The following is a 25742-nucleotide window of genomic DNA, read 5'->3' as shown; positions in this document are numbered from 1 at the left end:
TCAGCGCCGCACTCTTTCGATGCTCAGACATGGCCGGCGGGCAGCAGGCCGTCGACGAAGGCGGCGGCGTCGAAGCTGCGCAGGTCGGTGGCGGTTTCGCCCAGGCCCACGTAGCGGATCGGCAGGCCGAACTCGCGCGCCAGCGCGAACACCACGCCGCCCTTGGCGGTGCCGTCGAGCTTGGTGACCACCAGGCCGGTGACGCCCACGATCTGGCGGAACTGGCGCACCTGGTTCACCGCGTTCTGGCCGGTGGTGCCGTCGATCACCATCAGCACCTCGTGCGGCGCCTCGGGGTCGAGTTTCTTCAGCACCCGGGCGATCTTGCCCAGCTCGTCCATCAGGCCGCCCTGGGTATGCAGGCGGCCGGCGGTGTCGGCCACCAGCACGTCGGCGCCGCGCGAGCGCGCGGCCTGCAGCGCGTCGAAGATCACGCTGGCGGCGTCGGCGTCCTGGCCCTGCGAGATCACCGGCACGCCGTTGCGCTCGCCCCAGGTCTTGAGCTGTTCGACCGCGGCGGCGCGGAAGGTGTCGCCGGCGGCCAGCAGCACGTTGTGGCCCTCGTCGCGCCAGCGGCGTGCGAGTTTGCCGATCGTGGTGGTCTTGCCCACGCCGTTGATGCCCACGGTGAGCACCACGAAGGGCTTGCGGCCGGCGGGTTCCAGCGGCTGCTGCACGGGCCTCAGCAAGGCGACCAGCGCCTCGCGCAGCGCCTCGCGCAAGGCCGTGGCGTCGGCGAATTCGCGTTTGTGCATGCGCCGACGCAGGTCTTCCACCAGCGCGGTGCTGGCTTCCACGCCTACGTCGGCGCTGATCAGGGTGGTCTCCAGCTCGTCCAGCAGATTGTCGTCGAGCTTGGGGTTGCGCTGGAACAGGCTGCCCAGACCGCGACCCAGCGCACTGCCGGCGAGGCGCTCGCGCCAGCCGCGTTTGCCCGGCGCCGCTTCCGGCGTTTCGGCGACGGCGGGCGCGGAAACCTCGGCGGCGACTGTCTCGACCGGTGACGCAACCGGGGTCGCCGCTTCCTGCGGCGCATCCGCGGCCGGCGCCTCGGCGGGAGGCGTGGACGGGATTTCGGCGGGCTTCTTCTTCCAGAACTTGAGCATTGCGGAGGCGATTCAAAGACAATGGGCGGCATGCTAACACCCCCATCCGTACCGGCCGCTGAGCCGCGGCAAGTCCGATGAACAGCCGTCCCGGCCGCATCCGCATCATCGGCGGCAGCCTGCGCAACTCGCGGTTGGAGGTGCCCGAGCTGCCCGGCCTGCGGCCCACGCCGGAACGCGTGCGCGAGACGCTGTTCAACTGGCTGGCGCCGATGATCGAGGGTGCGCGCGTGCTGGACCTGTGCGCGGGCACCGGCGCGCTGGGCATCGAGGCGCTGTCGCGCGGCGCGGCCAGCGCCTGCTTCGTCGAGCCCGATGCGCGGGCGGCGCGGGCGTTGCGCGACAATCTCGCGCGGCTCAAGGCGGCGGATGGCGAGGTGGCGGCGGTTGATGCGCAAGCCTTCCTGCGCGGTGCGGCGCGGGCCTTCGACCTGGTGTTCCTCGATCCGCCGTTCGCTCTGGATCTGTGGAGTGCGCTGGCCGAACGCCTGGAGCAGGGCGGCTGGCTGGCCGAACGGGCGTGGATCTACGTGGAGTCACCGCGCGAACAGGTGCCCGTCCTGCCGCTGTGCTGGTCGCTGCACCGCGAGGGACAGGCCGGCGAGGTGCGCTTTGCGCTCTACCGGCGCGCGCTTCCGTTAAGCTAGGGCCTGTTTCCGCTGCCGTTCCTGTCCTTTGTGAACAAACCCTCCGGCAATCCCCGCCTGGCCGTGTACCCGGGCACCTTCGATCCGATCACCAACGGCCATGCCGACCTGGTGGCGCGCGCCGCACCCCTGTTCGACCGCGTGGTGGTCGCGGTGGCCGAAAGTTCGGGCAAGGGGCCTGGCTTCAGCCTCAACGAGCGCATCGCGCTGGCGCGGCTGGCGCTGGCCGATTTGCGCAACGTGGAAGTGCGCGGCTTCGACAGCCTGCTGGCCGATTTCGTGGCCGAGATCGGCGCCGGCGTGATCATCCGCGGGCTGCGCGCGGTGTCGGACTTCGAGTACGAATTCCAGCTGGCCAGCATGAACCGGCATCTCATTCCGCAGGCCGAGACGCTGTTTCTCACGCCGGCCGAGCAATACAGTTTCATTTCCTCGTCGCTGGTGCGCGAGATCGGCCGCCTCGGCGGCGATATCTCCGGTTTCGTGCATCCGGCGGTGCAACAGGCCATGCGTCAGCGCTGGCACAAGGGCCGCAGCGGCGGCCTTCCCAAGCAACCCGAAACAGAAGGTGACCATCATGCGTAAGTTCGCTCTCATCACCGCCATCGCGCTGGCCGCCGGCTTGGCGCTCGCCGGCTGCTCCAAGCACGCCGACGAGCAGGATCAGGCCTCCGCCCAGCAGGCCAAGGCGGTTACCAAGCCCACCGACGTCAACGACACCAAGGCCTGGCAGACCTATCTGGGGCCGCTGGTGCAGAAGAACCTGCAGGGCATGGCCGCACAGCAGCCCTACATCTACTTCATCACGCCGGGCCAGACCGACGACGACAAGGCGATGAACGATCGCCAGTTGCAGAACGTGCAGGACACCGTGGCGCGTGGCGTGCTGCCGGGCAACCTGCTGGCCTTCACCGGTCCGGTGTCCGCCACCACTGCCGACTTGGCCGTGGCGGCATTCAAGGACGCCAAGCCCGGCACCTTCAAGGACGTGATCGTGATGTTCATCGGCGACAAGGCCGACGAGCAGCGCGTCGAGGACGTGATCAAGCCGACCGGCGCCACGTTCCGCTTCGTGCAGATGTAAGAACAGTAGTGAGTGGTGAGGAGTGAGAGAAAGCTTGGGCGCGGCAAACGCTGTGCCCTCTCTCGCTTCTCACTCCTCTTCACTCGCTCCTCGCTTGTCCCCATGTCCCTGAAGATCCTCGACACCTGCGTCAACTGCGACGTCTGCGAACCGGTCTGCCCGAACAAGGCGATCTCGCTGGGCGAGGAGTACTACGTGATCGATCCGGCGCTGTGCACCGAGTGCGTGGGTCACCACGACGAGCCGCAGTGCGTGGAGGTGTGCCCGGTCGAATGCATCATCGTCGACCCCGAGCGCACCGAGTCGCGCGAAACGCTCGAACTCAAGTACCGCCACCTGATGGGATCGGGCACCGCCGCTTGAACTAGCCTAAGGAGTTCGCCGCATGAAGTTCCAGATGCACGGCCGCGTGTTGTTGCTGAGCCTGCTGCTGACCAGCGGCGCGGCGTTTGCCGCCGATGGCACGCCGGAGACCGCGCCGGCCACGGCCCCCGCACCGCAGGCACAGCGACCCGGCCACGCCGGCATCGCCAGCGCGAACTTCCTCGCCACCAACGCCGGTTTCGAGGTGCTGGCCAAGGGCGGCAACGCGTTCGACGCGGCGGTGGCGGTGGCCTCCACGCTGTCGGTGGTGGAGCCGGAGAGCTCGGGCATGGGCGGCGGCTTCATGGCCACGCTGCACATCGCCAAGACCGGCGAGAACGTGTTCATCGATGCGCGCGAGACCGCGCCGATGGCAGTGAACCCCAAGGATTACCTCAACCCCGACGGTACGCCGAACCGCGACGCCGCGCTGAAGGGGCCGCTGTCCGCCGGCATTCCCGGCGAGCCGGCCGGCCTGGTGCTGTTGGCGAAGAAGTTCGGCAAGCTGCCGCTCAGCGTGTCGCTGGCGCCGGCGATCCGCACCGCCCGCGACGGCTTCAAGCCCGATCCGCGCCTGCTGCACTCGATCGCCGAAGAACAGAAGAACCTCGAGCGCTGGCCCGCTTCCGTCGCCAAGTACCTGCCCGGCGGCAAGCCGCCGGTGGCGGGCGAGATCTGGCGCGATCCGGACCAGGCGCGCACCTGGGAGCTGATCGCCGAGAAGGGTGATGCCGGCTTCTACCACGGCGAGGTTGCGCAGAAACTGGTGGACGCGGTACGCGCCGCCGGCGGCAACTGGACGCTGGAAGACCTGGCGAACTACCGCGCCAAGGAGCGCACGCCGATCACGATCGACTACCAGGGCTACAAGATCGTCACCGCGCCGCCGCCGTCCTCGGGCGGCGTGGCGATCGCCGAGATCCTCAACATCCTGCGCGGCTACGACCTCGCGAAGATGGACCAGGCGCATCGCGTGCACTACATCGTCGAGGCGATGCGCCGCGCGTTCCGCGACCACAACGACTACCTCGGCGATCCGGATTTCGTGAAGATGCCGCTGGACATGCTGCTGTCGCCGTACTACGCCGACGGCCTGCGCCAGAGCATCCTGGCGGACCAGGCCACGCCATCCTCCATGCTGCCGCACGGACCCGCGCACGATCCAGGCATGCACACCACGCATTTCTCGATCATCGACAAGGACGGCAACATGGTGGGGATCACCTCCACCGTGAACTACATCCTCGGCTCCACCTTCGTCGCCAAGGGCACCGGCGTGCTGCTCAACGACGAGATGGACGACTTCGCGCTGGTGCCGAACAAGCCGAACGTCTACGGCCTGCTCGGCAGCAAGGCGAACGCGCCGGTCGGCGGCAAGCGCATGCTGTCCTCGATGTCGCCCAGCCTCGTGCTCGGCAAGGACCGCAGCGCGGTGATCGGCTCGCCCGGCGGCTCCACCATCATCACCCAGGTGCTGGAAGGCATCCTGCATTTCGTCGACGGCCAGAGTGCGCAGCAGATCGTGGCCGACAAGCGCTTCCATCACCAGTTCCTGCCCGACGAGGTCTTCGTGGAGGATGGCGTGTTCGACGCCGCCACCAGCGAGCAACTCAGGAAGATGGGCTACACGCTGAAGCCGCGCGAGCCCTGGGGCTTCATGAACGTGGTCACCTGGGACCACCGCGACAACAAGCTCGATGCAGCCAGCGATCCGCGCCGGCCGTCGGGATTGGGCAAGGTGGAGTGATTTTGCGGCAACGCCGGGTGGCCGACGCAAGCGCCCTCGTAGGAGCACACCCTGTGCGCGAAATGCTTTTGCTCCGGCCAGTGCCAAGGCATTCGCGCACAGGGTGCGCTCCTACATCGGTTGGCCATCGCTTGCGTTGCCGCCCGCCTGGCTTCTTCGACCCGCGCGTGACGCGATAAGGTACGTGTCATGGAATTCTTCTCGTTACTAGGCAACTCCCAGCGACTCGATGGCGGCGCCATGTTCGGCAATGCGCCGAAGGCGATGTGGTCGCGCTGGATCGCGCCGGACGAGCAGAACCGCATCCCGCTGGCCTGCCGCTGCCTGCTGGTGAAGGGTCTCGCGGTGAACGGCGTGCCGGGCCGCAACGTGCTGTTCGAGACCGGTATCGGCGCGTTCTTCGAGCCGTCGCTGCGCGAGCGCTGCGGCGTGGTGGAGGATCGCCACGTGCTGCTCGACTCGCTGGCCGCAGTGGGCCTGACGCACGAGGACGTCCATGCGGTGGTGCTGTCGCACCTGCACTTCGACCACGCCGGCGGCCTGCTGGCGGCGTGGCAGGAAGGGCGGCCGCCGCGACTGCTGTTCCCCAACGCCACTTATGTCGTGGGTGCAGCGCACTGGCAGCGTGCGCAGAAGCCGCATCCGCGCGATCGGGCCTCGTTCATCCCGGAACTGCCGCAGCTGCTCGTGGACAGCGGTCGGCTGGAGCTGGTCGAGGGCGAGCACTCGCAGGCACTGGGCGAAGCGGTGCGCTTCCACTATTCGGACGGCCATACGCCGGGCCTGATGCTGGCCGAAGTCGGCGGCGTGGTGTTCTGCGCCGACCTGATCCCGGGCCGCGCCTGGGTGCATGTGCCGATCACCATGGGCTACGACCGCTACCCGGAGAAGCTGATCGACGAGAAGCGCGCGTTCCTCGACGACAAGCTGGCGCGCGGCATGCGACTGTTCTTCACCCACGACCACGCCTGTGCCGCAGCGCGCGTGCAGCGCGACGAGCGTGGCCGCTACGGCTGCGCGGACGAATTGCCCGAACTGCGCGGGAGCCTCGGATGATGTCCTTCGGCCGCATCGTTGCCTTGCGCGGCCCGGCGGCCATCGCGGTCGGCCTGGCAGCGCTGGTAGTGGGCATCGTGCTGGCGGCGTGGACCGAGCGCAGCCTGGGAAACTACCAGCTGGCGTTGCAGCTGCATGGTGGCGGGGTGGTCGACCTGGGCCACAGCATGGAGCCGCAGGATGGCCTGCAGGGCCGGATGGTGCGCATCAGCGGCACGCCGCGGGTGGTGGAGGCGCCCTACGATTCCGATTTCAACCAGCAGGCGGCCACGCCGGTGCTGGCGCGCCACGTGCGGATGTTCCAGTGGCGCGAACTGCGCCTCGGCAGCAACGTGACCTATGAACTGGATTGGGCGGACAAGCCGCAGGACTCCAGTCGCTTCGCGCAACCGCAAGGTCACGCCAATCCGGGGCCGTTCCCGATCGCCAGCAAGCGCTTCGACGCCGGCAACGTGGAGCTGGGGGGCTACAAGCTGGATGCGGCGCTGGTGCATGCCTTGCCGGACAGCGAGCCCGTCGCGCCGGTTGTGAAGGCATTGCCGGCGAACCTCGCGGCCAGTTTTTCCCTGCAGGACGGTGCGCTGGTGACCAGTGCCAACCCGGGCAATCCGCGCCTGGGTGACTTGCAGGTGAGCTGGAGCGCGGTGCCATTGCAGGAAGTGACGGTGATCGCGCGCGTCGATGGCGACCATCTCGTGGCGGTGCCGAACGCGGTCGACGGCGACGGCTACGAAGTCAACGTGGGCGACAGCACGCTTCTGGACATGCGGCCCGACATCGCGGCGCAACCGGTGCTGATCTGGCCGCGACGCATCCTCGCCGTGCTGCTGGCGGTCTTGGGCATGTGTCTGCTGTTGCGACAGCGGGATGCGACGCGCATCGACCCGCGGCTGGCCCTGGGTGGTGGCCTGCTGGTGGTGGGCGTGTTCGCCGCGTTGCCCTGGCTGGGCAGCAGCACGGCCGCTGCCCTGGCCTGGCTCGGCGTCGCATTGGTCGGCCTGGCCTTGCTGCTGTGGCATCGCCGCGCGTCACGCCGGCATTCCCACCACTGAATCGCTGATCGCCATCGGCAAAATGTCGGTATCGTGCCCGCGACAGGCCCGCCGTGGCGGTCATGCTGCGCATCCGTTCCCATGGATGACCTTCCCATGCACCTGCGTTCGCTCTCCGGCGCCGTCCTTGCGCTGAGCCTGATCTTGGCGGCCACCCATGCGGCGCCGTCCCCGTATGATGTCGACCGCATGCAGTGGAACGCACCGCAGCAGCCGTTCCGCATCTACGGCAACACTTGGTACGTCGGGCCGCACGGCCTGTCTTCGATCCTGGTGGACACCGGGCAGGGGCTGGCGCTGTTAGACGGCGACCTACCCGAATCCGCGGCCCAGATCGAGGCGCATATCCGCAAGCTCGGTTTCCGGGTGCGTGACGTGAAATGGATACTCAACTCCCACGCGCACGTCGATCACGCGGGCGGCATAGCTGCGCTGCAGGCCGCTAGCGGTGCGCAGGTATTCGCGAGCGTTGACGGCGCGCAGGAGCTGGAGCTTGGCGGCGCGTATCACGCCGATCCGCAATACGGCTTTGGGATGCGATACACGCCCTTGCAGAACGTGCGAGTGGTCCGCGATGGCGAAACCCTGCAACTCGGTCATGTGGCGGTCACCGCGCACTACACCCCGGGCCACACGCCGGGCAGCACCTCGTGGACTTGGGAGTCCTGCTCGGGCCGGCGCTGCCTGCACATGGCCTACGCCGACAGCCTCAGTGCCATCGCCGCACCCGGCTACCGCTTCACCGACCATCCCGCTTACCTGGCCCGGTTCCGCGAAGGCATTGCCACCGTGGCCGCGCTCCCCTGCGACATCCTGCTGACCCCGCACCCCGACGCCAGCGACTTCTGGCGGAAAGTGGCGAAGCGCAAATCGCCGACGGACGCGGCGCCGCTGGTCGACGCGAACGCCTGCCGCGATTACGCGGCCGCGGCGGCGAAGAACCTGGACGCGCGGCTGGCGCGGGAGCACGCCGCGTCACGGTGAATCAGGCGGTGGGGCCGTGCTCCAGCAACCACAATCCGGCGAACAGCTTGGGGTCGATGGAATATCCCTCGGCGGCGCGCGCGAACAGCCATGCTCCCGCCTCGCCCCGCGGCACCTCGTGCACCACGATGTTCTCGCTGGCATCGCCGCCGCCCGTGCCCACCTTCACCAGGTCGAATGCGCGCACGTAGGCGATCATTTCGGTGCTCATGCCCGCCGAGGACGGCCCTTGATGCAGGAAGGCCATGCGGGCACTGCGCCAGCCGGTTTCCTCTTCCAGTTCGCGCCGCGCGGCCAGCAGCATGCCTTCGTCTTCCTGCCCTTGGATGTCGCCGATCAGCCCGGCCGGCATCTCGATGGTGCGGGACCGGATCGCCACGCGGTACTGCTCCACGAACAGCACGCGGTCTTCAGGCGTCACCGCGATCACGATGACCGCGCCGCCGGGGTTGTTGCGCTCGGCGTACTCCCAGCGGCCGCGCTTGCGCAGGCTCAGCCAACGGCCCCGGTACAGGGTTTCCTCCGGCGCGTCGGCATCGGGGGGCGCGAGATGGTCGCGAGGGTCCATCAGGACGTGCGCTGCACCGAGTAGTCCGCCAGCGTGGCCAGCGCGTCGCGGTACGGCGATGCGGGAATCGCGGACAGCGCCTGGTGTGCGGCGACGGCATGCACCTCGGCGCGGGCGCGGGTGCGCTCCAGCGCGCCGGAGTCGCGGATCGCGGCGACGATGCGGTCCAGCGAATCCAGGCCGCCATGCTCGATCGCGTGGCGCAGCGAGGCGACCTGTTCCGGCGTGGCGCTCTGCAGCGCGTAGATCAGCGGCAGCGTGGGCTTGCCCTCGGCGAGGTCGTCGCCGATATTCTTGCCCAAGGTGTCGGCGTCGCTGGTGTAGTCGAGCAGGTCGTCGGCGATCTGGAACGCGTAGCCCAGTTCCATGCCGTAGCGGCGCAGCGCGGAAACCTGTTCCTCGGGCAGGCCGCCGAGCAGGCCGCCAAGCTCGGTGGCGGCGGCGAACAGCACCGCGGTCTTGCGTTCGATCACCGCGAGGTAGGCGGCCTCGTCCACGTCGGCGTTGCCGATGTTGAGCAGCTGCAACACTTCGCCTTCGGCGATGGTGTTGGTGGTGTCGGCGAGGATGCGCATCACGCGCATGTCGTCAAGCTCCACCATCAGCTGGAACGAGCGCGAGTAGAGGAAATCGCCCACCAGCACGCTGGCGGCGTTGCCCCACAGCGCATTCGCGGTCTGGCGGCCGCGGCGCAGGCCGGATTCGTCCACCACGTCGTCGTGCAGCAAGGTGGAGGTATGGATGAACTCGATCACGGCGGCCAGCTTGACGTGCTGCTCGCCGCGGTAGCCCGCGGCGCGCGCGGCCAGTGCATGCAGCATCGGCCGCAGCCGCTTGCCGCCGCCGGCGATGATGTGTTCGGCGATTTGGTTGATCAGCACCACGTCGGAAGCCAGCCGCGTGCGGATCAACTGGTCGATGCGCCGCATGTCGGCGTCGGCGAGCGCGCGCACGGTGGCGAAGTCGGCGGGGCGGTTGGCGTCGGCTGGGATCGAGTTCATGGGCTATCGCGGTCCGGGTCCGGCGATTATAGGGGCACGTCGCCGCGAACCATCATCCGGCGGCCGATTGCAAGCCGGGCCGGCCGGCCCAATGATGGGGCGACGGCATGCCGTTGCCGCCGAAGGGGCTGCTCCGATGGCTCATGAAATCATTGCGTTGATCGCCCAGTACGGCCTGCTGCTGGTGTTCCTGAATGTGCTGGCGGCGCAGGCGGGCGTGCCGGTGCCGGCCGTGCCCACTTTGATCGTGGCCGGCGCGCTGGTAGCGGGCGACCGCCTGCCGCTGGCCGGCATCGTGACGGCGGCGCTGGCCGGCAGCCTGCTCGGCGACCTGGCGTGGTACCTGGCAGGCCGGCGCTATGGCGCGGGAGTGATGCGCACGCTCTGCCGCATCTCGCTGTCGCCGGATTCCTGCGTGAAGCAGTCGGAACTGCGCTTCCATCGCTGGCGCGGTCGGGTGTTGCTGGTAGCCAAGTTCGTGCCGGGATTGTCGATGCTGGCGCCGCCGCTGGTCGGCGCGATGGGCCTGCCGCCACGGCACTTCCTGCTGCTCGACGGCTTGGGCGCGCTGCTCTGGGCGGGCGTGGCGATCGCGCTTGGCTACGCCTTCGCGGGCGAGGTCGACCGCGTGCTGGACGCCGTTGCGAATGCCGGCACGGTGGCAGTCGAGCTGGCGGCAGCGCTGCTCGCGGTCTACGTGCTCGCCAGGTGGTGGCGGCGCGAACGCCTGCTGCGTTCGTTGCGAATGGCACGCATCGGCGTCGAGGAACTGGTCGGCGCGATCGCGGCGGGCCGCGCGCCGGTGGTGATCGACGTGCGTTCGGCGGTGGCCCGACAGCTGGACGACCGGATCATCCCCGGCGCCCTGATCGCCGATGTCGAAAGCATCGCGCAGGTCGTCGTCGCGATACCGTTCGATCGCGAGCTGGTGGTGTATTGCAATTGCCCGAATGAGGTTTCCGCCGCCCATGCGGCGCAGGCGCTGATGACGCGCGGCTATCGTCGCGTGCGGCCGCTGCAGGGCGGCCTGGATGGGTGGGAGGCCGCTGGCCAGGCGGTGCAGCGGCTGGCCCCCGTCGTGGCGGCCGGGGTGGGGCAGGGCGTGGACGACTCCGCGCCGACGGCAGTCTAGGGATGCTCTGATCAACCCCGGGCACGCGACTCTCGCCGCCGAAAAATTTACGCGTTCTATACGCGCTGGCCGCGGATCGCTACCCCTTTCTTATGCGGCACTTCCTACAGTGCGCGTCGTCCTTTCATGGAGTCGACGCCGATGGATTTCGTCTACCTGCTGTTCCTGTTCGTGCTGTGTGCGGTGGTGTTGGGTTTCGTGCTGCTCTGCGATCGGCTGAGTCCACGCAAGTAGGGCGCTGCGCCGTGCCTGCCTTCCTTCATTGCATGAGTTTCCCGTCATGAATGTCCTCTACCTCCTCGCCGGCGTGATCGCGGTGGCGCTGACCGGCTACCTGTGCGTGGCCTTGCTCAAGCCGGAGTGGTTCGAATGACCACCAACGACATCTTGCAGGTCGGCCTGTACCTGGTGGTGTTGCTGCTGCTGGTGAAGCCGCTCGGCAATTACATGGCGCTGGTGTTTGCCGAAGCGCCGAACCGCGTGACGCGATTCGGCGGCCGGATCGAGCGCGTGCTCTATCGCCTGTGCGGCATCCGCGCCGACGAGGAGATGGGCTGGAAGCGCTACGCGCTGGCCATGCTGCTGTTCAACGTGCTTGGCGTGCTGGTGGTGTATGCCTTGCAACGCGTGCAGCAGTGGCTGCCGTTGAACCCGCAGCACTTCGGCGCGGTATCGCCCGATTCGGCGATGAATACCGCGATCAGTTTCGTCACCAATACCAACTGGCAGGGTTACGCCGGCGAGTCGACGATGAGCTACCTGACCCAGATGACGGGGCTGGCGGTGCAGAACTTCCTGTCCGCGGCCACCGGCATCGCGGTGCTGGTGGCGGTGGTGCGCGGTTTCAGCCGGCGCAGCGCGGTGGGCATCGGCAACTTCTGGGTCGACCTGACCCGCAGCACGCTGTACGTGCTGCTACCGCTGTCGTTGCTGATCGCCATGCTGCTGGTGTCGCAGGGCGTGGTGCAGAACTTCAAGCCGTACGTGGATGTGCCGGTGCTGCAGACCAGCACGTATGCCCAGCCGGTGACCGATGCGGCGGGCAATCCCGTCAAGGACGCCGCCGGCAACCCGGAGACCAAGCCCGCGCAGCTCACCACGCAGACCTTGCCGATGGGCCCGGCCGCCTCGCAGGTCGCGATCAAGATGCTCGGCACCAACGGTGGCGGCTTCTTCAATGCCAACTCGGCGCATCCGTACGAGAACCCCACGCCGTTCTCCAACTTCATCGAGATGCTGGCGATCTTCCTGATCCCCGGCGCCCTGTGCGTGATGTTCGGCCGCATGGTCGGCGACCGCCGCCAGGGCTGGGCGATCCTCGCCACCATGCTGCTGATCTTCATTCCGCTGACGATCGGCCTGGTGGCTGCCGAGCAGGCCGGCAATCCGGCGCTGCACGGGTTGGCGGTGGATGCGCATGCGTCCGCGCTGCAGGCCGGCGGCAACATGGAAGGCAAGGAGACCCGCTTCGGCATCGCCGCCAGCAGCCTGTTCGCGGCGATCACCACGGCGGCCTCGTGCGGTGCGGTGAACGCGATGCACGATTCGCTGACCCCGCTGGGCGGCCTGATTCCGATGTGGTTGATCCAGCTGGGCGAGGTGATCTTCGGCGGCGTCGGCTCGGGCCTGTACGGCATGCTCGCGTTCGCGGTGGTGGGGGTGTTCATCGCCGGTTTGATGGTAGGTCGCACGCCGGAATACCTCGGCAAGAAGATCGAGGCCCACGAGATGAAGATGGCCAGCCTCGCCGTGCTCTTGCCGTGTGCGCTGGTGGTGATCGGCACGGCGGTCGCGGTGATGTTGCCGGCGGGTGTGGCAGGCATCGCCAATCCCGGGGCGCACGGTTTCAGCGAGATCCTCTACGCGGTCAGCTCGGCCTCCAACAACAACGGCAGCGCGTTCGGCGGTCTTTCGGCGAACACGCCGTTCTGGAACGTGCTGCTCGGCATCTGCATGTTCCTGGCGCGTTTCCCGCTCGCGATCGCGATGCTGGCCATGGCCGGTTCACTGGCCGCCAAGCGCCACGTGCCCGAATCGGCCGGCACGCTGCCGACGCACACGCCGCTGTTCATCACCCTGCTGGCCTCCGTGGTGATCGTGGTGGGCGCACTGACTTTCCTGCCGGCGCTGGCCCTGGGGCCGATCGCCGAATTCCTGATGTCGGGACACTGAATCATGACCGCACAAACTCAAGCAGCCAGCGGCTTCAGTCGCGAGCTGGTGCTCACGGCGATGGCCGATTCGTTCCGCAAGCTGTCGCCGCGGTTGCAGTTCCGCAATCCGGTGATGTTCGTGGTGTTCGTCTGCAGCGTGCTGACCAGCTTGCTGTGGGTGCAGGCGCTCGCCGGCAAGGGCGAGGCGCCGACCGGTTTCATCTTCTGGGTCAGCCTGTGGCTGTGGTTCACCCTGCTGTTCGCGAACTTCGCGGAGGCGCTGGCGGAAGGCCGCGGCAAGGCGCAGGCCGATGCGTTGCGCAGTTCGCGCAAGGACGTGGTCGCGAAGAAACTGGCCGGCCCCGACAAGACGGCCGCGATCACCTTCGTGCCGTCCAGCGACCTGCGCACCGGCCATCACGTGCTGGTCGAGGCCGGCGAGCAGATGCCCGGCGACGGCGAGGTGGTGGCCGGTGCGGCCAGCGTGGACGAGAGCGCGATCACCGGTGAATCCGCGCCGGTGATCCGCGAGTCCGGCGGCGACCGCAGCGCGGTCACCGGCGGCACCAAGGTGTTGTCGGACTGGCTGGTGGTGCGCATCACCAGCAATCCCGGCGAAAGCTTCCTCGACCGCATGATCGCGATGGTGGAAGGCTCCAAGCGCCGCAAGACGCCGAACGAGATCGCGCTGACCATCCTGCTGGCGAAGTTCACCCTGATCTTCCTGCTCGCCTGCGCCACCTTGCTGCCGTATTCGATCTACAGCGTGCAGGCGGCCGGCATCGGCCATCCGATCACGTTGACCGTGCTGGTCGCGCTGCTGGTCTGCCTGATCCCCACCACGATCGGTGCGCTGCTGTCGGCGATCGGCATCGCGGGCATGGACCGGATGATCCGCGCCAACGTGATCGCCACGTCAGGCCGTGCGGTCGAGGCGGCCGGCGACGTCGATGTGCTGCTGCTGGACAAGACCGGCACCATCACGCTGGGCAATCGCCAGGCGGTCGCCTTCCATCCCGCGCCCGGCGTGGCGGAGAGCATCCTCGCCGAAGCCGCCCAGATCGCCTCGCTGGCCGACGAGACGCCGGAAGGGCGCAGCATCGTGGTGCTGGCCAAGCAGCAGTTCGACCTGCGCGGGCAGCCGCTGGAGGCGATGCACGCGCAGTTCGTGCCGTTCACCGCGCAGACCCGCATGAGCGGCGTGAACCTGGGTACGCGGCAGATCCGCAAGGGCGCGCTGGATGCGGTGGAGAAACATCTGGAGGCGCAGAACAGCCACCTGCCGCCGCTGGTCAAGCGCATGGCCGAGGACGTCGCGCGGCGCGGCGCCACCCCGCTGATCGTGGTCGAGGGAGCCCGTGCGCTGGGCGTGATCGAGCTGAAGGACATCGTCAAGGGCGGCATCAAGGAGCGTTTCGCCGAGATGCGCAAGATGGGCATCAAGACCATCATGATCACCGGCGACAACCCGCTCACCGCGGCGGCGATCGCCGCCGAGGCAGGCGTCGACGATTTCCTCGCCGAGGCCACGCCGGAAGCCAAGCTCAAGCTGATCCGCAGCATCCAGGCCGAGAACCGGCTGGTGGCGATGTGCGGCGACGGCACCAACGATGCGCCGGCGCTGGCCCAGGCCGACGTGGCGGTGGCGATGAACACCGGCACGCAGGCGGCGAAGGAAGCCGGCAACATGGTCGACCTCGATTCCAACCCGACCAAGCTGATCGAGGTGGTGGAGATCGGCAAGCAGATGCTGATCACCCGCGGCTCGCTGACCACGTTCTCGATTTCCAACGACATCGCCAAGTACTTCGCGATCATCCCGGCCGCGTTCGCGACCACCTATCCGGCGCTCAACGCACTCAACGTGATGCGCCTGGCGACGCCGCAGAGCGCGATCCTGTCGGCGGTGATCTTCAACGCGCTGATCATCATCTTCCTGATCCCGCTGGCGCTGAAGGGCGTGAAGTACCGCGCGCTCGGCGCTGGTGCGCTGCTGCGCCGCAACCTCTTGGTCTACGGCCTGGGCGGCATCGTGGTGCCGTTCCTCGGCATCAAGCTCATCGACATGCTGCTGGTCCTGTGCGGACTGGCCTGACCCTTTTGTTCGTCATTCCGGCGAAGGCCGGAATCGCATCATGGAGTTGTGTCATGCAGATTTTGAAAGTATCCGTATCCCTGCCTGACGGCTCTCGACAGCCGGATGGCCGGTCAACCCGTGCCGACATCGAGCTGCGCCTGTCGGCCAACGATCCGGATTGCGACGTGGTGATCGCGTTGCCGCTGCACCCGCGCAGCGAGCCGGTCACCGTGGCGACGGCGCAGGCGGACGTCCGGAGCGCAGCCGCGGATGCCGACGACGTCGGTGGATACGCCGGCACCTGATCCTTTCCTACCGAGGTACATCGCATCAAGCGGTGTGGAGAACCCCATGAGCAGACTTTTCACTTCCATCGTCGTGGCCGGCCTGGTCCTGGCGGCGACGGATACGGTCAGGGCCGATATGGCACCGACCACCACGTTCACCGGCAACGTCGAACTGACGACGAACTACATTTTCCGCGGACTCACCCAAAGCTGGGGCAAACCGGCGGTGCAGGGTGGCGCGGATCTCTCCTTGCCGAATGGCTTTGCCGCCGGCGTCTGGGGTTCCAGCATCAGCGACCGCAGTTATCCGGGCGGATCGATGGAGCTGGATCTGTACGCCAGCTACGGCCGGACGATCAACGACGACTGGTCATGGCGTGCCGGCCTGTACGGCTATATCTATCCCGGCGCCAATCTGGATCATGCCGGCCTGGCCCCGCGCTCGCTCAACACGGCGGAAGCCAACGTGGCGCTGTCCTGGAAACTGTGGACGCTGAAATACAACTACGCGCTCACCGATTACTTTGGCGCGGATCGCGAGCAGGGCTTCCGCGACAACTCCAAGGGCACCAGTTATCTGATGCTGGAAGGCGCGTACCCGCTGAACGACCAGTGGAGCCTGACCTTGCACACGGGCTATACCCATTACAGCACCGAGCTGGCGTTGCCGATGGCCGACGGTGCGCGCGATCCCGGCTACGCCGATATCGGTGTCGGTGCGAAATATGCGATCGACAAATCCTGGACCGTGGTCGGCGTGCTCACCCACGCCACCAACGATCGCTACTACCGCCACACCGTCAGTTTCGTGAATGGCAACGACAGCATGAATGTCGGCGGCACCGGCGGCTTCGTGATGTTGCAAGGTTCGTTCTGAAAATGCCGGATTCTCCCGCCACGCGCGGAGAATCCCTGTCCGGAGAAGATCCATGAAATCCATCGTTCGTCCCGCGCTTACACTCTTGCTGCTGCTGACCGTGATCACCGGCGTGATCTATCCGCTGGTGGCCACCGGGCTGGCCCAGCTGGTCTTTCCGCAGCAGGCCAATGGCAGCCTGATCGAGCGGGACGGCAAGCCGGTCGGCTCCGTGCGGATCGGGCAGTCGTTCACCGATCCGAAGTACTTCTGGGGCCGGCCGTCGGTGACCTCGCCGCAGCCGGACAACGGCATCAACTCCGGCGGCTCCAACCTGGGGCCGAGCAATCCGGCGCTGACCGACGCGGTGAAGCAGCGCATCGCCGCGCTGCGTGCCGCCGACCCCGGCAACACAGCGCCGGTGCCGGTGGACCTGGTCACCGCCTCGGGCAGCGGCCTCGATCCGGAAATCAGCCCGGCCGCGGCGCAGTACCAGATTGCGCGCGTGGCGCGGGTGCGCGGACTGAGCGAGGCGCAAGTAGCCGCCTTGGTGGCGCGGGCCACCAAGGGGCGCCAGCTGGGCGTGCTTGGCGAGCCGCGGGTCAACGTGCTGCAGCTCAATCTTGCGCTGGATGCGTCGCAGACGCACGGCACGTGATCGCGCTAACTTAGGAGCCTGCCCGGCCAACCAAAGCCCACAGATTCCCGCGCCATCCATGGAACCGACGAGCGCATGACCGAACCTTCCCGTGAAGCGCGTGCCGATGCCCTGCTGAGTGCCGGACAGGACGAGCGCAACCGTCGGCTGAAGATCTTTCTCGGCGCCGCGCCCGGCGTCGGCAAGACCTACGCGATGCTGTCCGCCGCGCGCGAGCTGAAGCGGCAAGGCGTGGACGTGGTGATCGGCCTGGTCGAGACGCACGGCCGCGCCGAGACGGCCGCGCTGCTGGAAGGCATGGAAGTGCTGCCGCGCCGGGCAGTGCGTTACCGCGACCGCGATTTCACCGAGTTCGATCTCGACGCGGCGCTGGCGCGCAAGCCCGCCGTGCTGCTGGTCGACGAGCTGGCGCACAGCAACCTGCCGGGCGGCCGCCATGAACGCCGCTGGCAGGATATCGCCGAGCTGCTCGATGCCGGCATCGAGGTCTACAGCGCGCTCAACGTGCAGCACCTGGAAAGCCTCAACGACCAGGTGCGGCGCATCACCGGCGTCACCGTGCGCGAACGCGTGCCCGACGCCTTCCTCGACCGCGCGCGCGACATCGTGCTGGTCGACCTGCCGCCGCGCGAACTGATCCAGCGCCTGAAGCAGGGCAAGGTGTACGTGCCGGAAACCGCGGCGGCGGCGCTGGACGCGTTCTTTTCGCCCACCAACCTCGCCGCGTTGCGCGAGCTGTCGGTGGATACCGTGGCCGGCCATGTCGAGAGCGACTTGCGCGGCGCCATGCTGGCGCGCGGCGGTGTGATGCCGGTGCGCCGCCGGGTGCTGGCGGCGATCGACGGCCATGCGCAGAGCGAATACCTGGTGCGGGTGGCGCGGCGGATCGCCGAGCGCCGCGGCGCGCCGTGGAGCGTGGTCTTCGTCGACACCGGCGCGCGGCTGGAGCCGGCGCGGCGCGAACGGCTGGACAGCGCGATGCGACTGGCGCGGCGGCTGGGCGGCGACGCCGTGGTGCTGCGCGGCCACGCGGTCGCCGACGAGCTGCTGGCGCACGCCGAGCGCGAAGGCGTGGGGCAGATCCTGCTGGCGCGCACCCGCGAGCGGCTGTTCGCGCGCATGGTCGGCCGCTCGCTCACCCAGCAGCTGCTGCGCCGCGGCGCCCACCTGGAGCTGACCATCGTCGCCACGCCGGCCGAACGCGCCGCGTCGCGTCGCCGCCTGCGCCTGCCGAACCTGCCGGGCGGCGTCGGTCGCCGCGGCGAGTACCTGTACGCCACGCTGGCCTCGCTGGCGGCGCTGGCGCTGGCCTTCATCGGCGAGCGTTACCTGTCGGTGGCGAACCTGTCGCTGATCTTCCTCACCGCGGTGCTGGTGGTGGCGGTGCGCACGCGCATGGCGGTGGCCGTCTACACCGCCATCCTGTGTTTCGTCGGCTACAACTTCTTCTTCGCGCCGCCGCGCTATTCGCTGGAGATCGCCAACTCCGACGACGTGCTGGCGGTGTGCCTGTTCCTGGTGGCGGCGCTGGTGTGCAGCCGGCTGGCCACGCGGCTGGCGCTGCAGGTGGAGTCGCTGCGCACGGCGCACGTGCATGCGCGCGCGCTGCTCACGCTGGGTCAGCGGCTGGCCAGCAGCACCGACGCCGAGGGCATCCGCACGGTGGGCGCGGCGGCGCTAGCGCAGGCCCTGCGCTGCGAGGCGGCGCTGCTGGCCCGCGATGCCGGCGGCGCCCTGCAGGCGGCGGCCACCGCGCCGCGCGAGTGGCCCCTGCAGACGCAGGACCTCGCCGCGGCCGACTGGTGCGAGCGCCACGCCGAACAGGCCGGCCGCTATACCGAGACCCTGAACGCGGCGCCGTGCTGGCTGCTGCCGCTGGGCGGCGAGGATCATCCCCTCGGCGTGGCGGCGCTGCGTTTCGCGCCGGACGCGGGAGAGCCCGATCCGGAGCGGCGCAGCATGGCGCTGGCGATGGTGCAGGACATCGGCCAGGCACTGGCGCGGGCACGAATGGCCGACGAACTGGAGGGCGCGCGCGTGCAGGGCGAGACCGAGCGCCTGCGCAACGCGCTGCTGTCCTCGGTGTCGCACGACCTGCGCTCGCCGCTGGCCTCGATGATCGGCGCGGCCGGCACCCTGGTCAGCTACGAGGACAAGCTGCCGCGCGACGAGCGCCGGCAGCTGCTGGAGGCGATCCTTGGCGAGGGCCAGCGGCTGGATCGCTATATCCAGAACCTGCTCGACATGACCCGGCTCGGCCACGGCACGCTCAAGCTCAACCGCGACTGGACCGACGCGGCCGAGATCGTGGCCGCCGCGGTGCATCGCCTGCGCAAGCTGTTTCCCGCGCTGCGGGTGGACACCGAGCTGCCGCCCGACACCGTGCTGCTCCACGTGCACCCGGCGCTGATCGAGCAGGCGCTGTTCAACATCCTGGAGAACGCGGCGCGCTTCTCGCCGGACGGCGAGCCGGTGTCCGTGGCGGTGCGCGTCGAGCGTGAGCGCCTGCTGCTCGAGGTCAGCGACCGAGGCCCCGGCATCCCCGAGGACGAGCGCGCACGCATCTTCGACATGTTCTATTCGGTCTCGCGCGGCGACCGCGCCAGCCAGAGCACCGGGCTCGGCCTGGCGATCTGCCGCGGCATGATCGGCGCCCACGGCGGCAGCGTGGAGGCCTTGCCGCGCGAGGGCGGCGGCACCACCATTCGGGTCAGCCTGCCGCTGCCCGAGCCCGCCGCCAGCCCCGCATGAACCCGTCCCTCCGCATCCTGGTGATCGACGACGAGGCGCAGATCCGCCGCTTCCTCGACATCGGCCTGCGGGCCGAGGGCTACGAGGTGCTGTTGGCCGGCACCGCGGCGGAGGGGCTGGCGCTGGCGGCCACGGGCGGCCCCGACCTGGTGATCCTCGACCTCGGCCTGCCCGACCGCGAGGGCCACGAGGTGCTGGCCGAGTTGCGCCAGTGGAGCCAGCTGCCGGTGCTGATGCTGTCGGTGCGCGACGCCGAGACCGAGAAGGTGCGCGCGCTGGACGCCGGCGCCAACGACTACGTGACCAAGCCGTTCGGCATCCAGGAACTGATGGCGCGGCTGCGCGCACTGCTGCGCCAGCGCCCGCCGGGCGAGCCGGAAGCGCCGCCGCGCTGGGACGACGACCGGCTCAGCGTCGACCTCGCGCGGCGCGAGGTGCGGCTGGACGGCGCCGAACTGGCGCTGACCCGCAAGGAGTACGCCGTGCTGGCGATGCTGCTGCGCCATGCCGGCCGCGTGGTCACCCAGCCGCAGCTGCTGCGCGAAGTGTGGGGCCCCAGCCACGCCGCCGACAGCCAGTACCTGCGCATCGTGATCGGCAAGCTGCGCCAGAAGCTGGGCGACGACCCGGCCCAGCCGCGCTGGCTGAAGACCGAGCCGGGCGTGGGCTACCGCTTCCTCGGCTGAGCGAGGCGCCCCGCAAGCGGGGCGACCTTCATGCCCGCCGGCGTCGCGTCGGCGACAGTTCCCGCGCTGCGGCATCGATCGCATCCAGGCACTCGCCGAACAGCTGCGTCGCTTCGTGCAACTGTGCCTTGGAAAGGCCGCAGTAGCCGAGGATGAGGCCGGGCACGTCCGGCGGCTTCTGGTAGTGCGGCGCTATGGAATACAGGCCCAGTCCGCGCTCGTGTGCATCGGCGATCAACGCATCGACCTGCGCGTGATCGTAGGCGGACAGCCAGACCGTGATGTGCATGCCGGCATGCGCATCCGCGATCCGCACGCGATCGCCGGCATGCTGTTGCAACCCGGCGATCAGCTCGCGGCGCCGTGAGTTCAGCTCCTTGGTCATGAAGCGCAGATGGCGATCGAAGCCGCCGTTCTCCATGAAATGCGCGAGCGCGGCCTGCTGAACCGCCGGGCTCCCGCGATCGCACAGGTACTTGGCATTGATGAAGTCGTCGCACAGCACTTCCGGCAGCACCATGTAGCCAAGCCGCAGCGCGCCGAACATCACCTTGGAGTAGGTGCCGACATAGATCACGCGGTCGTCGTCGTCGAGTGCGCGCAGGGCCGGCAGCGGCGGCGATTCGTAACGCAGTTCGCCGTCGTAGTCGTCCTCCATGATCCAGCAGCTTCCGATCCTTGCGTAACGCAGCAACTCCTGCCGGCGCGCCATGGAAAGCGTCGGGCCCGCGGGAAACTGGTGTGACGGGGTGACCATCACCAGGCGCGGAGCCTGTTTCGGCAGGGCGCTGCAGACCAGGCCTTCCTGATCCGTGGGGATCGCCAGCAGTGACGCGCCATGGGCGCCGAACTGCTGCCAGGCACTGAAATAGTGCGGTTCCTCGATGGCCACCTCGTCACCTTCGTCCAGCAGCACGCGCGAGGCCAAGGTAATTGCCTGCTGGGTGCCGCTGACGATCAGGATCCGGTCCGGCGAGGTGCGGATCCCGCGGCGCCGGGCCAAGTGGTCGCAGATCTGTTCGCGCAGTACCGGCAGCCCCTGGACGTTGCTGTATTCGAGCCGGGTGTGCGTCGCGGCCCAGGCGAGTTCGCGTCCCCAGAGGGTGCCCAGCGTGGGATTGACCTGCGGGCGGCCGTATTGCATGTCCAGGCGACGGTCGCGATGCCTGGCCGGGATCGACCAGTCCACCAGCTGCCGCGCACGTTTCGCATAGCGCGTGAGTGGTGTGATCGACCGGCTCGGCGCCTGTTGCGGCGGCATCGGTTCGGCGCGCGATGTACTCACGTAACTGCCGGAGCCCACGCGGCCGACGATGTAGCCCTCGGCCCGCAGCTGTTCGTAGGCCGTCAGCACCGTGATGCGCGAAACCCCCAGCTCCTCGGCCAGCGCCCGGGTCGGGGGCAGGCGGGCGCCGGCGACCAGCCGGCCGCTGAGAATGGCGGACTTCATGGCGCGGGTCAGCTGGCTGTAGTGCGGGCCATGCCCATCGAGTTCGAGAAACATGTTGCCTCCATATTGGTTATGGATGCTTCCGTGGAATTGGTCATGTGCACGACGTGGCTTCGCCAGACCAAGACGTTTGATGCGTCGAAAATTTGAAATAACGACGATCTGCCGGGGAACAAGATGTCGATTGGCTTGGTTTTACATCGCCGGATGACACTGTCATGTGCCACAAGGCATGGCAAGGCTTTGAGTGCAATGCGAACAAGTCGTGCGGAGCGATGGACATTGGCCATGCCTGTTTCATTTCGATTGGTTCTGTAAAGACCGCAAATGTTTATTTAATGTGACCAAAGGGCCGATTCAATGAGATGACCCGTTCGGCATATGGACACGGCATTGCATGAAGCCGGTTGGCTCGATATGCCGATCGGTGGGTTCTTGCGACATGAAATCACACATGATGAGGCGCGGGAGACTGGCAGATGCGCATGAGGTTCTATCCGGACGAGCTGAAGGACGAGGCTATCCGGCTGGTGGTCAAGCACCGGTTCACGGCGGGCGAGGCGGCTCTGCAGCTGGGTTTGCGCAGTGAGGTCGTCCGGGTCTGGGTGCGCCGGTTTCGCAGCAGCAAGACACGTCCCAATGATGTCGACCAATTGCGCGCGTGCGTGCAGAAACTTGCGATCGAGCGCGACACGCTTGCCGGCATTGCTGCCCGCCTGCTTGAGAAAACAGGCTGAAGTCACGCGCGATTGGTATGCACGTGCTGGAAGCTCGTGATTGTCCAGGCAAGGAGGCCATTCATTCCGTTGTTTGTGCAGCCGTTTCAAATCGCGAGCAAGAAACCTTTTTGGGGTCGCGGGCCAGCGAGGCCGGGGCCTTTGTTTATGGCATACGCTCTGGGGAGTCGCTTGATGAATATCGCAAAGCTTCGTAATTCACCGTCGCATGGCGCACGACTGCGTCGTACGGCATTGGCCTTGGCCATCGCCACCAGTGCCGGCATGACGGGACAGGTGCTGGCGCAGGCCACCACGAGCACGATTTTCGGTACCGCGCCGGCCGCGGCCGGCGAGACCGTGCAGATCGTTGGCGGTGCGGGTTTCAACCGCACCGTGCCGGTGGACAGCACCGGCCGTTATTCGGTGACGGTACCGGTGGGCACCTATACCGTGAACCTGCTGCAGAACGGCAACATCGTGCAGTCGCAGGCCAACATCACGCCGAAGGTGTCGGGTGCGCAGGCGGTCAACTTCATCGAGGCTGGCGCCAGCGCGAAGAACGCGCAGAACCTGTCCACAGTGACGGTCACGGGCAACGCCCTGCCAGCGATCGACGTAACCTCGACCCGCGAGGCCTCGGTGATCACCGCCGAGCAGCTGAAGCATCTGCCGGTGGCGCGCAGCGGCGAAGCGATCGCCCTGCTGGCCCCGGGCACGGTGCAGGGCGCAGGCATGCTGGGCAACGGTCCGACCGGACAGCCGATGGTGTCCTTCGGTGGTTCGTCGGTGGCCGAGAACGCCTACTACATCAACGGCTTCAACACTTCCGATCCGCTGGGCAACGCAGGTGGCATCACTCTGCCGTACGGCTCGATCTCCCAGCAAGAAACCCTGACCGCCGGCTACGGTGCCGAATACGGCCGTTCGGCGGGTGGGGTGATCAGCCAGATCGGCAAGAGCGGCACGAACGACTGGCACTTCGGCGGTCAGGCGCTGTGGCAGCCGGCGTTCGCGCGCGCCAACTACATCAACACCCATTACGTGAATCCGCGTTCGGATATCCCCGGTCAGACGGCCGGCAGCATCTATGACTATCGCAACCGCGACAGTCGTTGGGAAAACGTCTATGACGCCTACGTCAGCGGTCCGCTGATCAAGGACAAGCTGTTCTTCTTCATCGCGGCCGAGTCCGACAAGCAGCAGCGCACCAACGTGCAATCCGTCGAAGCGGGTACGGTCTACTACCGCAAGTACAGCATGCCGAAGTTCTACGGCAAGCTGGACTGGAATATCAACGACAGCAACATCCTGTCGCTGACCGGCGTGCGGAACAAGGAGCAGTACTCGGCCTCCATCTACGACTACAACTACGCGCCGAACAACAACTACTCGCAGAACTCGGTGGGCGCGTTCAACAGCCTGGACCAGAGCTTCAAGAATGCGTTCAGCATCTGGATCGCCAAGTACACCTCGTACATCACCGACAACCTGACGCTGGATGCGATGTACGGAAAGATGCGCGGGACCTACTACACCGTGCAGCCGGCCTATCCGGGTTTCGATCCCACGCTGGCGCACATAATCCAGGGCGGGCGAGCCAACCCTGCGCTGTGGCCCAACGGGAAGCCGCCGCAAAACAACAACGCGAACACCAACGTTCCGAGCCCGGATCACAAATCGAGCACGACCAACCTGCGTCTCGACCTGGATTGGAAGCTGGGGCAGCACGATATCAAGTTTGGTATCGACAACATGACCACGATTGACATGGGCGACGGCAGCGCAATGAGCGGCCCGGGCTACGCCTGGGATTACGACAAGGCACCCAGCGCCACCGTTCCATTCGTGGGCTCGGACGTCAGCCAGGCCCCCTTTGTTGACGCCACGGGCAATTATCCGAATGGTGCGGGTGGTTACATCGTCAGCAAGTACGTCTTCGTGACCGCGGCTGCAGTCAAGGTCAGCCAGCGCGCCCAATACATCGAGGACAACTGGCAGATCACCCCGAACCTGCTGCTGAACCTCGGCCTGCGCAACGACCAGTTCACCAACTACAACCCCGACGGCGTGCCCTATGTGCGCCTGACCAAGCCGCAATGGGCGCCGCGCCTGGGCTTCAGCTGGGATGTGTTCGGCGACTCGACGCTAAAGGTATACGGCAATGCGGGTCGTTACTACCTGGCGTTGCCGGCTGGCGTGGCGCTCCGCGAGGCCTCCGGCTCGACGTATGTGCAGTCGTACTACACCTACTCGGGCATCGATGCGAACGGCGTCCCGCAGGGTCTCACCCCGATCATGTCGCATGGCTTGACCCAGGGCCCGGGCGTGCCGGTTTCGAACAACAACGAGTACGGCCAGCCACTCGACCCGAATACCGTGCGCTCGACCAACCTCAAGGCCGAGTACCAGGACGAGTTCGTGCTGGGCATGCAGCAGCAGATCAACCCGTCCTGGGTGTATGGCGTGCAGGGCACGGTGCGCAAGCTGGGTCGCATCGTCGACGACGTTGCCGATACCCGCACCCAGTGCGCCCAGCTGCTCGCGCAGAACCCGGGCCTGACCGACACGAACTGCAGCGACTACGCCTTGCAGGGCAGCGTGCTGATCAACCCCGGATCGACCAACCAGTTCCGGATCTCGGACGGCCACGGCGGCTACTACAGCTACACCGTGTCGCCGGAACAGTTCGGCTTCCCGAAGGCCAGCCGCAAGTACTACGCGCTGGAGGCCTACCTGGAGCATCCGTTCGATGGCAAGTGGCAGGGCAAGATCGACTACGTGTTCTCCAAGAGCTACGGCAGCACGGAGGGCCCGGTGCAGTCGAACATCGGCCAAGGCGGCAGCTCCGTGTCCGCCACCACGCAGTGGGACTACGGCCAGCTGATGCAGTACGCGAACGGCGTGCAGGCGAACTCGCGCAAGCACGTGCTGAAGGCCTACGGCACCTACCAGGTCACGCCGGAATGGACGGTCAGCGGCATCCTGACGGTGGCTTCGGGTACGCCCAAGTCATGCCTTGGTTACTACGGTCCTGGCGAGACCAATCCGGGCAATGGCTACGGTGCGTTCTATCACTGGTGCGGCGGTGTGCCGACACCGGGCGGCAGCACGGGCTACACCCCGTGGATCCACCCGCTGGATCTGAGCGTGGAGTACCGGCCGGAGTGGGCGGACAAGAAGCTGGGCTTCCAGTTGCAGGTCCACAACGTGCTCAACGAGCAGAAGATGACGCAGGCCTATGAACACTACGGCAGTACCGCGATTCCGAACCCGCGGTATGGCCAGCCGTTCGCTACCGAAACGCCGCGCTACGTGCAATTCGGTGTCACTTACGATTACTGATGACTGAAAGCGCGCAAGGATGC

23 protein-coding genes are annotated in these 25742 nt (G+C 67.4%); 19 read left to right on the top strand and 4 right to left on the bottom strand.

Going from position 1 to position 25742, the window contains the following annotated elements; translation table 11 throughout:
- Positions 1 to 23: 23 nt before the first annotated feature.
- A complete protein-coding gene (gene ftsY / locus B0E52_RS17990) occupies positions 24 to 1106 on the bottom strand; it encodes a signal recognition particle-docking protein FtsY (protein ID WP_077486046.1) in 1083 nt (360 codons plus the stop codon).
- A 77-nt stretch (positions 1107 to 1183) separates the two neighbouring features.
- Here ftsY and rsmD point away from each other — a divergent pair, with 77 nt between their 5' ends.
- From rsmD to bla, 8 genes are all read left to right on the top strand, one after another.
- Entirely contained in the window at positions 1184 to 1753 is a 570-nt protein-coding gene (rsmD, locus tag B0E52_RS17985; protein WP_077486044.1) for a 16S rRNA (guanine(966)-N(2))-methyltransferase RsmD, read from the top strand.
- A gap of 30 nt (positions 1754 to 1783) precedes the next feature.
- Positions 1784 to 2338, top strand: coding sequence for a pantetheine-phosphate adenylyltransferase (gene coaD, locus B0E52_RS17980; RefSeq protein ID WP_077486042.1), 555 nt, complete (start codon positions 1784 to 1786; stop codon positions 2336 to 2338).
- The gene (locus tag B0E52_RS17975) at positions 2331 to 2837 is read left to right on the top strand and encodes a hypothetical protein (RefSeq protein ID WP_077486040.1); all 507 of its coding nucleotides are present in this window, start codon (positions 2331 to 2333) and stop codon (positions 2835 to 2837) included. Before coaD ends, B0E52_RS17975 begins: the two co-directional genes overlap by 8 nt.
- Before the next feature lie 102 nt (positions 2838 to 2939).
- The gene (locus tag B0E52_RS17970; RefSeq protein ID WP_077486038.1) at positions 2940 to 3200 is read left to right on the top strand and encodes a YfhL family 4Fe-4S dicluster ferredoxin; all 261 of its coding nucleotides are present in this window, start codon (positions 2940 to 2942) and stop codon (positions 3198 to 3200) included.
- Between the two features lie 22 nt (positions 3201 to 3222).
- Complete coding sequence (ggt, locus tag B0E52_RS17965) at positions 3223 to 4947, top strand: gamma-glutamyltransferase (protein WP_077486037.1); 1725 nt, start codon at positions 3223 to 3225, stop codon at positions 4945 to 4947.
- Positions 4948 to 5136: 189 nt separating this feature from the next.
- The gene (locus B0E52_RS17960; RefSeq protein ID WP_077486035.1) at positions 5137 to 6003 is read left to right on the top strand and encodes an MBL fold metallo-hydrolase; all 867 of its coding nucleotides are present in this window, start codon (positions 5137 to 5139) and stop codon (positions 6001 to 6003) included.
- The gene (locus tag B0E52_RS17955) at positions 6000 to 7055 is read left to right on the top strand and encodes a TMEM43 family protein (RefSeq protein ID WP_254426863.1); all 1056 of its coding nucleotides are present in this window, start codon (positions 6000 to 6002) and stop codon (positions 7053 to 7055) included. The genes B0E52_RS17960 and B0E52_RS17955 overlap by 4 nt, the downstream gene beginning before the upstream one ends.
- 96 nt (positions 7056 to 7151) lie before the next feature.
- Positions 7152 to 8039, top strand: a complete 888-nt coding sequence (bla, locus tag B0E52_RS17950; protein WP_077486031.1) for a subclass B3 metallo-beta-lactamase — start codon at positions 7152 to 7154, stop codon at positions 8037 to 8039.
- 1 nt (position 8040) lies between these two features.
- Here the strand turns inward: bla and B0E52_RS17945 are convergent, their stop codons facing one another.
- On the bottom strand, positions 8041 to 8607 hold the full coding sequence (locus B0E52_RS17945) for an NUDIX hydrolase (protein WP_077486029.1): 567 nt from the start codon (positions 8605 to 8607) through the stop codon (positions 8041 to 8043).
- Positions 8607 to 9608, bottom strand: coding sequence for a polyprenyl synthetase family protein (locus B0E52_RS17940; protein WP_077486027.1), 1002 nt, complete (start codon positions 9606 to 9608; stop codon positions 8607 to 8609). The genes B0E52_RS17945 and B0E52_RS17940 overlap by 1 nt, the downstream gene beginning before the upstream one ends.
- Positions 9609 to 9744: 136 nt before the next feature.
- On the opposite strand from B0E52_RS17940, the gene B0E52_RS17935 reads away from it, so the two are divergent.
- The 9 genes from B0E52_RS17935 to B0E52_RS17895 all read left to right on the top strand — a co-directional run bounded on the left by B0E52_RS17935 (position 9745) and on the right by B0E52_RS17895 (position 20208).
- On the top strand, positions 9745 to 10740 hold the full coding sequence (locus B0E52_RS17935; protein WP_077486025.1) for a DedA family protein/thiosulfate sulfurtransferase GlpE: 996 nt from the start codon (positions 9745 to 9747) through the stop codon (positions 10738 to 10740).
- Positions 10741 to 11020: 280 nt separating this feature from the next.
- Positions 11021 to 11113, top strand: a complete 93-nt coding sequence (gene kdpF, locus B0E52_RS17930; protein WP_077486023.1) for a K(+)-transporting ATPase subunit F — start codon at positions 11021 to 11023, stop codon at positions 11111 to 11113.
- The gene (kdpA, locus tag B0E52_RS17925; protein WP_077486021.1) at positions 11110 to 12912 is read left to right on the top strand and encodes a potassium-transporting ATPase subunit KdpA; all 1803 of its coding nucleotides are present in this window, start codon (positions 11110 to 11112) and stop codon (positions 12910 to 12912) included. The genes kdpF and kdpA overlap by 4 nt, the downstream gene beginning before the upstream one ends.
- Before the next feature lie 3 nt (positions 12913 to 12915).
- Positions 12916 to 14988: a potassium-transporting ATPase subunit KdpB gene (kdpB, locus tag B0E52_RS17920; protein ID WP_077486019.1), complete on the top strand. Its 2073-nt coding sequence runs from the start codon at positions 12916 to 12918 to the stop codon at positions 14986 to 14988.
- A 53-nt stretch (positions 14989 to 15041) separates the two neighbouring features.
- Positions 15042 to 15275, top strand: a complete 234-nt coding sequence (locus tag B0E52_RS17915; RefSeq protein WP_077486017.1) for a hypothetical protein — start codon at positions 15042 to 15044, stop codon at positions 15273 to 15275.
- Positions 15276 to 15321: 46 nt separating this feature from the next.
- Positions 15322 to 16134 (top strand): TorF family putative porin, encoded by an 813-nt coding sequence (locus tag B0E52_RS17910; protein ID WP_077486015.1) that lies wholly within the window; start codon positions 15322 to 15324, stop codon positions 16132 to 16134.
- 52 nt (positions 16135 to 16186) lie between these two features.
- A complete protein-coding gene (gene kdpC, locus B0E52_RS17905; RefSeq protein WP_077486013.1) occupies positions 16187 to 16771 on the top strand; it encodes a potassium-transporting ATPase subunit KdpC in 585 nt (194 codons plus the stop codon).
- A gap of 75 nt (positions 16772 to 16846) precedes the next feature.
- A complete protein-coding gene (locus B0E52_RS17900; RefSeq protein ID WP_077486011.1) occupies positions 16847 to 19522 on the top strand; it encodes a sensor histidine kinase KdpD in 2676 nt (891 codons plus the stop codon).
- Positions 19519 to 20208, top strand: a complete 690-nt coding sequence (locus tag B0E52_RS17895; RefSeq protein WP_077486009.1) for a response regulator transcription factor — start codon at positions 19519 to 19521, stop codon at positions 20206 to 20208. The genes B0E52_RS17900 and B0E52_RS17895 overlap by 4 nt, the downstream gene beginning before the upstream one ends.
- Positions 20209 to 20236: 28 nt before the next feature.
- Here the strand turns inward: B0E52_RS17895 and B0E52_RS17890 are convergent, their stop codons facing one another.
- Positions 20237 to 21712, bottom strand: a complete 1476-nt coding sequence (locus B0E52_RS17890; protein WP_077486007.1) for a PLP-dependent aminotransferase family protein — start codon at positions 21710 to 21712, stop codon at positions 20237 to 20239.
- Between the two features lie 431 nt (positions 21713 to 22143).
- Here B0E52_RS17890 and B0E52_RS17885 point away from each other — a divergent pair, with 431 nt between their 5' ends.
- Both B0E52_RS17885 and B0E52_RS17880 read left to right on the top strand, forming a co-directional pair.
- On the top strand, positions 22144 to 22395 hold the full coding sequence (locus tag B0E52_RS17885) for a transposase (protein WP_168174226.1): 252 nt from the start codon (positions 22144 to 22146) through the stop codon (positions 22393 to 22395).
- 240 nt (positions 22396 to 22635) lie between these two features.
- Positions 22636 to 25719, top strand: coding sequence for a TonB-dependent receptor (locus B0E52_RS17880; RefSeq protein ID WP_343124509.1), 3084 nt, complete (start codon positions 22636 to 22638; stop codon positions 25717 to 25719).
- Positions 25720 to 25742: the final 23 nt, after the last annotated feature.

This window comes from Rhodanobacter sp. C06, assembly GCF_002001105.1.
GTDB lineage: Bacteria > Pseudomonadota > Gammaproteobacteria > Xanthomonadales > Rhodanobacteraceae > Rhodanobacter_A.
The sequence above is the reverse complement of the archived record's forward strand: the minus strand, read 5'-3'. Positions and strand labels throughout refer to the sequence as shown.